Source organism: Clostridium sp., from assembly GCF_032552055.1.
Taxonomy (GTDB): Bacteria; Bacillota; Clostridia; order Clostridiales; family Clostridiaceae; genus Clostridium.
Window position 1 is genome coordinate 1 of record NZ_JAWGSV010000135.1, and the last position, 8,415, is coordinate 8,415.

The following is an 8,415-nucleotide window of genomic DNA, read 5'->3' on the forward strand; positions in this document are numbered from 1 at the left end:
TTATATAATAGTATTATTTATATTGTAAACTTATAAATTTTATATTGAGATTATGTAGTAATATCAATGATAATTTATTATTTTGAAAGTTAGGTATAATGATATAGATTTCATAAGAAAGTTTATCTGAAATATAAGTTGCAAACTTATTGACAAGCCATCTAGGGAGTTATATAATATCTATAAATTAAAACAAAGTAATAAGAAAAACTCGTATATCCTCTGAATATGGCAGAGAGTATCTACCGGAAACCTTAAATTTCCGACTATGAGTGATTTTGATATACCATAACTATAATTTTTTATAGGATTTTAGGCATATTAACTTCACTTAGAAAGTTAGTGTGCTTTTTTTTATACCTAAAAATAAGTAAAAATACGATATAAATAATTCATACATAAAATAAAATGAAAGAAATAAATCATTTTAAGGGGGAAGAACAATGGCAACTATTATTAAAACAGCATACACATTTGACGATGTATTACTAGTACCAAATAAATCTGAGGTTTTACCTAATGAAGTAAGCTTAAAAACTAAATTAACTAAGAAGATTAGCTTAAATATTCCACTAATGAGTGCAAGTATGGACACTGTAACTGAATCAAAGATGGCAATTGCTATAGCTAGAGAAGGTGGAATAGGTATTATTCATAAGAATATGACTATTGAACAACAAGCTAAGGAAGTTGATAGAGTAAAGAGACAAGAAAATGGAGTAATAACAGATCCAATTTTCTTATCTGAAAACCACACTGTAAGAGAAGCTCAAGAATTAATGGCTCAATATAGAATATCTGGAGTTCCAATAACTAGAGGAACTAAGTTAGTTGGAATTATCACTAATAGAGATATAGTTTTTGAAACTAACTTTGATAGATTAGTTTCTGAAGTTATGACTAAGAGCCCACTTATAACATCAGTAGAAGGAACTACTTTAGAAGAAGCTTTAGAAATATTAAAGAAACATAAAATTGAAAAACTACCTTTAGTAGATGCTGACAATAACTTAAAGGGATTAATTACAATTAAGGATATTGAAAAGGTAAAGGCTTTCCCGAATGCTGCTAAAGATTCTAAGGGAAGATTATTATGTGGAGCATCAGTTGGTGTAACTAAAGACATGATGGATAGAGTAGATGCTTTAGTTAAGGCTAGCGTAGATGTTATTACATTAGATACAGCTCATGGACATTCTAAAGGAGTTATGGATGGAGTTAGAGCTATTAAAGCTAAGTATCCAGATCTTCAAGTAATAGCAGGTAATGTTGCAACTGCAGAAGCTACAAGAGATTTAATAGAAGCTGGAGCAGATTGTGTAAAGGTTGGTATTGGACCTGGTTCAATATGTACAACAAGAATAGTTGCTGGTGTTGGAGTACCTCAATTAACAGCTGTTATGGATTGTGCTGAAGAAGGAAGGAAATATGGAGTACCAGTAATTGCTGATGGTGGATTAAAGTACTCAGGAGATATAGTTAAAGCTTTAGCTGGTGGAGCTTCTGTTGCAATGATGGGATCAATGTTTGCAGGATGTGAAGAAGCACCAGGTGAAATGGAAATATATCAAGGAAGAAGCTACAAGGTTTATAGAGGAATGGGATCTCTTGGAGCTATGGAAAAAGGTTCAAGTGATAGATACTTCCAAAATGGAACTAAGAAGTTTGTACCAGAAGGTGTTGAAGGAAGAGTTGCATTTAAGGGTGCTGTAGCAGATACAATTTATCAATTACTAGGTGGAATCAGATCAGGAATGGGATACTTAGGAGCACCAACTCTTGATGATTTATATGAAAATGCTAAGTTTGTTGTACAAACTGCATCAGGAATAAGAGAAAGTCATCCACATGATGTTAATATAACTAAGGAATCACCAAACTACAGCAAATAAATTGCAGTAAATGAATAATGAAGAATTAAGAATTAAGAATTGTGGAAATAACTCAGACGAGCTGAGTTATAAAAGAATGAAGAAAAGGGGAGTTTTGCTATGCAAAATCCACATTTTCTGAAAATCATATTATAAAAATCTGCAAAGATTTTTAATTATAATTTTTTCATTTTTTAATTCTTTCATTAAAAAATGCTTAGCATTTATAACTATTGTTAATATGTCAGTTTTCCTTTAAACTTATATATGTTAAGTTTTATAAATAAATTACGCTTTGGAGGGTCACATGAAAAAAGAATTAGTTTTAGTTGTTGACTTTGGTGGTCAATATAATCAATTAATTGCTAGAAGAGTAAGAGAATGTGGTGTTTACTGTGAAGTTCATCCACATACTATAAGTGTTGATAAAATAAAAGAAATGAATCCTAAGGGAATTATTTTTACAGGGGGACCTAACAGCGTATATGGTGAAGATTCTCCTTTATGTGAAAAAGAATTATTTGAAGCTGGAATTCCGATTCTTGGAATATGCTATGGTTCTCAATTAATGTCTCATATGCTTGGAGGAAAAGTTGCAACTGCTCCTGTAAGTGAATATGGTAAGACTAAGGTTGATGTAGATGTAGAATCTAAGATATTTAAAGGTGTATCACCATCTACTATTTGTTGGATGAGTCATACAGATTACATAGAAAAAGCTCCAGAAGGATTTAATATAGTAGCTACTACTCCTGTATGTCCAGTTGCAGCTATGGAATGTGAAGAAAAGAAGCTTTATGCAGTTCAGTTCCATCCAGAAGTTATGCATACTCAAGAGGGAAATAAGATGCTTTCAAACTTCTTATTCAATGCTTGTGAATGCTCTGGAGATTGGAAGATGGATTCATTTGTTGAAAAGACAATTGAAGAAATCCGTGAAAAAGTTGGAAACGGTAAGGTATTATGTGCATTATCAGGTGGAGTTGATTCATCTGTAGCTGCAGTATTACTTTCAAAAGCTGTAGGAAGCCAATTAACTTGCGTATTTGTTGATCATGGTTTACTTCGTAAAAATGAAGGGGATGAAGTTGAAGAAGTATTTGGACCTAATGGACAATATGACTTAAACTTTATACGTGTAAATGCTCAAGAAAGATTCTACGAAAAGTTAAAGGGTGTAGAAGAACCAGAAGCTAAGAGAAAAATAATTGGTGAAGAATTTATAAGAGTATTTGAAGAAGAAGCTAAGAAGATTGGAACAGTAGATTTCTTAGTACAAGGAACTATTTATCCAGACGTAATCGAAAGCGGACTTGGAAAATCAGCAGTTATAAAATCACACCACAATGTTGGAGGGCTTCCTGACTATGTTGATTTCAAAGAAATAATAGAACCATTAAGACTATTATTTAAGGATGAAGTACGTAAAGCAGGTTTAGAACTTGGAATACCTGAAAAGTTAGTATTCAGACAACCTTTCCCAGGTCCAGGTCTTGGAATACGTATCATAGGTGAAGTAACAGCTGAAAAAGTTAAGATAGTTCAAGAAGCAGATGCAATTTACAGAGAAGAAATTGCAAAGGCTGGAATTGATAAAGAAATTGGTCAATACTTTGCAGCACTTACTAATATGAGATCAGTAGGAGTAATGGGAGATGAAAGAACTTATGATTATGCTATAGCACTTAGAGCTGTAACAACAAGTGACTTCATGACAGCAGAATCAGCTGACCTTCCATGGGAAGTACTTGGAAAAGTAACAACTAGAATAGTAAATGAAGTTAAAGGTGTTAACCGTGTGCTTTATGATTGCACAGGAAAACCACCAGCAACTATTGAATTTGAATAAAAATAGTTAATTTAAAGTTTACCATAGCAGATAGTCCCAGTGATTATCTGCTATTTTTATATGCATTAAAGAGAATAGAATTTATTATAGAGTAAAATTAGCTTAGGAGTGGGATTTATTTACAATGCAATTTTAGAAGGTTCAGTATCTGCTAAAACAGAAAATGTAGTGTTATATGCAACAAGTAATAGGCGTCATTTAGTTAAGGAATCCTTCTCTGATAGAGGTGGAGATGATATTCATATAAATGAAACAATACAAGAGCAGACTTCATTATCGGATAGGTTTGGATTATCTATATGCTTCTCTAAGCCAGATAAAAAAGAGTATCTTGATATTATTAATGGATTAGTAAAAGAGTATATGATTAAAGATATTGAAAATCTTGATATACTTGCAGAGCGTCATGCTATGGAGAGGGGAGGACGTTCAGGAAGAACAGCTCGTCAGTTTGTTGAGTATTTAAAAAGTATGCAAGAATGATATAAAAAGTGACAAAAATATTATAAAAATAAGAGATAAAATTTAAAAGTAAATTATTGACAAGCAATTTCTGTAGTGATATTATAATAACAATAAAAAAAGAGAGAGCAGAGACGTTCTTAAGAAGAATGTCTTTGTTCTCTTTTTTTATTTAAAAAGGGGGTATTATTTTGGATACTACAGTAATAATCGATACTATTTGGGTATTCCTTGCAGCTATTTTAGTTTTCTTTATGAATCTTGGTTTTGCATCTGTTGAAGCAGGTTTTGCAAGAGCGAAAAATACAGTTAACATCCTATCAAAAAACTTCATTGTATTTGCAGTTTCATCTTTAGGATTTATGTTACTTGGATGGGGGCTGATGTTTGGAGGGGACAATCCTTTTATAGGGACTGAGAATTTGTTTATTTTAGGAAATGCTGATCTTTCCTTTTATAATGACACATTAACATCTAATGTTCCTTTTTGGGGTAAATTTTTCTTTCAACTTGTTTTCTGTGGTACCGCAGCAACAATAGTTTCAGGGGCTGTTGCTGAACGTGTTAAGTATATTTCGTTTATTATTTTCTCTTTTGTACTAACACTTTTTATATATCCAATTGTAGGGCACTGGGTATGGGGAGGCGGTTGGCTTGCAAATCTAGGATTTATGGATTTTGCAGGGGATACTGTTGTACACTCAGTAGGAGGCTGGGCAGCTCTTGCAGGTGCAATAGTTTTAGGACCTCGTATTGGGAAATATGGTAAGGATGGTAAAGCAAAGGCTATTCCAGGACATAATATGTCTCTAGCAGTTATAGGTTTATTTGTTCTTTGGCTTGGATGGTTTGGGTTCAATCCTGGATCTACAATGAGTTTTCAAAACCCAGCAGATGTCATGCATATTTTGATGACAACTAACACTGCAGCTATTGCAGCTATATTAACATCTACTGCTACTTCTTGGATTATAATAGGTAAACCAGACTTAGGTATGACTATAAATGGTTGCCTTGCAGGGCTAGTAGGAATTACTGGTAGTTGCGCTTATGTTAGTATTGAGGCATCTTTATTAATTGGTGCAATTTCAGGTATTATTGTTGTATTTGCAGTTATGTTCTTCGATAAGGTAAAGGTTGATGATCCAGTTGGTGCAACAGCAGTTCATCTTTGTTGTGGTATTTTAGGTACAATATTTGTTGGACTATTTGCTAAAGAAGGAATTACAAGTCTTTCAACTAAAAATGGTCTTTTTTATGGAGGGGGCTTTGAATTATTTGGTGCTCAACTTATAGGAATAATTGCAGTTGGTGCATTTGTATTTGCATCCTCTTTACTTATTTGGTATTTAATAAAGAAAACTCTTGGAATTCGTGTATCCCGTGAAGAAGAAATTGTTGGACTTGACATTGGAGAACATGGAAATATCGCTTATCCAGATTTTGCACCAGTTGCTAGTGGAGCGGATTATACAAATAGCCTTGGAGGTATGGAAATAGATAATACAGTTTCTGATACAACTATAAGTTCAGTTTCAAAAGATGTTGCAGTACCTGTGGTGCATCAAGGACCTTCAGGTGAGAAAATTACAAAGGTTACTATAATTACAAATCAAGCTAAGCTATCAGAACTTCAAGATGCACTTGAAAAGCTTGGGGTTACTGGACTTACAGTTACTAATGTTCTTGGACATGGTATGCAAAAGGGTAATGCAACTTATTTCAGAGGTGCTCCTGTGGAGACAAGATTACTTCCTAAGGTTAAGCTTGAGGTTGTAATATGCAAAATCACAACGCAAATCCTTGTTGATACTGTACAGAAGGTACTTTACACAGGAAGTATCGGAGATGGAAAAATATTTATCTATGACGTAGAAGATGTAATCAAGATTAGAACTAAAGAACATGGCTATGATGCATTGCAAGATGAAGAATAGGCGGACTTATAAGTAAATTATAGAATAATAAATTAGGAACTTCCTTTCATACAAGAATTAGATTTTTAAATAATTCAAAACTGAAAGGAAGTTTTTTATTTTATAACATAGTAACAAAATGAATATGAATGCAATATTATATATTATGTAACAAATGAGGAGGAATTTAAACTATGAATAATTATGATGAGCAAAGGCATGTTCATGAGTTTGTTGGTAGTGTAAGACTAGCTGAGCTTAATACTAATGATGTTCATAATCATCGTTTTGCTGGAGTTACTGGACAAGCTATTCCTTGTAAGGGAAGTCATATTCATCGTATAGTAACTAGAACAGATTTCTTTAATGACCATTTTCATATTATAGATGTATTTACAGGTCCTGCAATACAGGTAGGAAAGGGTAGACATGTTCACTTTGTTTATGCTGTTACAAGAGAAAGGGATGGCCATAGGCATGCATTTATAGTTGCTACTTTAATTGAAAATCCTATAGGAGATAATAATCATTGCTAAGACTCATTAATATGTTTCTTAAGTAATAAAATAATATTAGATTTTATATAAATTATTATTTATGAAAAATTTAAGATAGTGGATGTATTATAGATTTACATCCCCTGTCTTTTTTTATTATAGATAATAGTACAAATGAAAAAAGCTATATCTCTGGATTTTAAGAACACAAAGATATAGCTAATATATTTCTAAACTAATAATATCGATATTCTATCAAAAATAATATGATTATCTGTATTTTCTAGAAGATTCATATTTATTTTTACAATTTTTGAAGTGATCTTCGTAATTGTAATCATAGTCTTTATCATATTCTTTTTTACAACAGCAATAATACTCTTCATACTTATCTTTTTTACAATGCTTTTCTTCTTTTCTTTCGCAACCACAGTGCTTATCATCTACTTCACGCCAATTACCATTATTTCTGCAATCTCTACCATGCTTTTCTTCTTTTCTTTCGCAACCACAGTGCTTATCATCTACTTCACGCCAATTACCATTGTTTTTGTAATCTTTATAGCAATCATCTTTGTGAGGCTTTTCTTCTTTTTTATAGCATTTACAGTACATTTCATAACAGTTTTTTTCTTTTTCTTTACAATCGTAGTCTTTATCTTCGTGTTTCTTGCAACAGTCATTATATTTTTTATCTTCTTTTCCATAGTCGCAGTAATCTTTATCTTTTCTAGGTTTTTCTTCTTTTTTATAGCATTTACAGTACATTTCATAACAGTCTTTTTCTTTTTCTTTACAATCGCAGTCTTTATCTTTGTGTTTCTTGCAATAGTCATCATATTTTTTATCTTCTTTTCCATAGTCGCAGTAATCTTTATCTTTTCTAGATTTTTCTTCTTTATGATGACACTTACAGTAGTCTTCATAATCTTTTTCACAATAATCTTTATGAGGTTTTTCTTTCTCTACATAGCATTTACAATAACACTTGCATTTACATTTTTCTTTTTTATCTTCATCTTTCTTTTCACAATGATGATGTTTCTTTTCTTCTTTCTTATTACAGTAGTCATCATAGTCTTTATCTTCATATTCGTAATAAGATTCTTCTTTATCATCTGAATCACAATAGCAATCTTTATCTTTACCATAAGATTTTTCATTATATTCTTCATCATCAAAATAAATATAGAAATTATTATTTGAATCTTTGTTTCCCATGCACAATCATTCCTCTTTAGTTAAATATATTTAGCACTGTAGAAAAGGAAGTATAATTAAAAGTAAATTTTTAATCAATCCACAGTACCATATTCTATACTATGTCAAATTTAATATAAATGTTACTAACTGAAAGGTTGAATATAGGAGTAAAAGATTAAAAATTTTATTTAATAAAGCCTCTATTTTTCATTCTTTCCATATCACCAAATAGTCCCATGCCAGTAGAAAGTTTTCCAAAGCCAAGACTCTCATAAAAACCTTCTTTTCCTGGCGAAGCATATAAAATAAAATTACAGGAAGGTAATTTATTAACTATATTTTCTAATATTAATTTACCTATACTTTTACCTTGATATTCTGGTAGTACAGCAACATCATAAATAGAAGCTTGCCTAATGCCATCTGAAATAGCTCTACCAAAACCTATTAACTTATCATTATCAAAAATAAAAATGACAATTTCACTATTTTCAAAGGATTTTCTATGTATTTCTGTATCAACATAAGTCATCCCAACAGTTTTAATTATATTCCTTACTTCATCCCAATTAATGTTTTCGCAATTAGTTTGAATTTTTAAGTTCATAAATTATATC

The 8,415-nt window shown here is 31.5% G+C and carries 7 protein-coding genes and 1 riboswitch; of the genes, 5 read left to right on the forward strand and 2 right to left on the reverse strand.

What is annotated here, in order from left to right:
• The first annotated feature begins 191 nt into the window (after positions 1–191).
• Positions 192–289: riboswitch (purine riboswitch) on the forward strand.
• Positions 290–443: 154 nt separating this feature from the next.
• The 5 genes from guaB to E6248_RS09975 all read left to right on the forward strand — a co-directional run bounded on the left by guaB (position 444) and on the right by E6248_RS09975 (position 6,634).
• A complete protein-coding gene (gene guaB / locus E6248_RS09955; RefSeq protein ID WP_316340654.1) occupies positions 444–1,892 on the forward strand; it encodes an IMP dehydrogenase in 1,449 nt (482 codons plus the stop codon).
• A 286-nt stretch (positions 1,893–2,178) separates the two neighbouring features.
• Positions 2,179–3,720 (forward strand): glutamine-hydrolyzing GMP synthase, encoded by a 1,542-nt coding sequence (guaA, locus tag E6248_RS09960; protein ID WP_316340655.1) that lies wholly within the window; start codon positions 2,179–2,181, stop codon positions 3,718–3,720.
• Between the two features lie 108 nt (positions 3,721–3,828).
• Entirely contained in the window at positions 3,829–4,203 is a 375-nt protein-coding gene (locus E6248_RS09965) for a DUF815 domain-containing protein (RefSeq protein ID WP_316340656.1), read from the forward strand.
• A 170-nt stretch (positions 4,204–4,373) separates the two neighbouring features.
• On the forward strand, positions 4,374–6,119 hold the full coding sequence (locus E6248_RS09970; RefSeq protein WP_316340657.1) for an ammonium transporter: 1,746 nt from the start codon (positions 4,374–4,376) through the stop codon (positions 6,117–6,119).
• A 173-nt stretch (positions 6,120–6,292) separates the two neighbouring features.
• On the forward strand, positions 6,293–6,634 hold the full coding sequence (locus E6248_RS09975) for a YmaF family protein (protein ID WP_316340658.1): 342 nt from the start codon (positions 6,293–6,295) through the stop codon (positions 6,632–6,634).
• Between the two features lie 231 nt (positions 6,635–6,865).
• Here E6248_RS09975 and E6248_RS09980 read toward each other — a convergent pair whose 3' ends face one another.
• Positions 6,866–7,816 (reverse strand): hypothetical protein, encoded by a 951-nt coding sequence (locus E6248_RS09980; protein ID WP_316340659.1) that lies wholly within the window; start codon positions 7,814–7,816, stop codon positions 6,866–6,868.
• A 166-nt stretch (positions 7,817–7,982) separates the two neighbouring features.
• On the reverse strand, positions 7,983–8,405 hold the full coding sequence (locus tag E6248_RS09985) for a GNAT family N-acetyltransferase (protein ID WP_316340660.1): 423 nt from the start codon (positions 8,403–8,405) through the stop codon (positions 7,983–7,985).
• Positions 8,406–8,415: the final 10 nt, after the last annotated feature.